The sequence below is a fragment of the Pontibacter sp. LHS1 genome (assembly GCF_058932855.1).
The window spans coordinates 1-354 of the sequence record NZ_JBZYWF010000041.1 but is presented as its reverse complement, the minus strand read 5'-3'; the positions used below and the strand labels follow the sequence as shown (position 1 = coordinate 354).

The window sequence follows — 354 nt, the reverse complement described above, 5'->3', positions numbered from 1 at the left end:
AATGCATTTGTGTTGGAGGTTTTCTTTTTCCACTGCTTCACCTCCAGTTTCTGCTGCCGGTGCATCTGCTCGGGCGTCAGGAGATGGCACGAGAGGTGGGGCCTGAGGCAGTTGTAGATATCCACCGACTCCCGGATCACTGCCACCGCCTCCAGGTGGTGGACAAAGCCCCGCTCCAAGGCGAACTCATCCTTGAGGATGCCGTTGACGCGCTCGGCCACCGCATTCTGGTAGGGATCGTACTTTTCGGTCATGCTCGGCTGTATCTGGGCCGCGGCCAGCAGCTGCTGGTACTCACTCGAGCAGTACTGCAGCCCCCGGTCCGAGTGGTGGATCAGCCCGTAGCCGTACTTG

At 59.9% G+C, this 354-nt stretch carries 1 protein-coding gene; it reads right to left on the bottom strand.

The window, feature by feature from the left end; translation table 11 throughout:
* On the bottom strand, positions 1-354 hold a 354-nt coding region (locus AC5FXQ_RS21805), incomplete at both ends, for a transposase (RefSeq protein ID WP_493604518.1).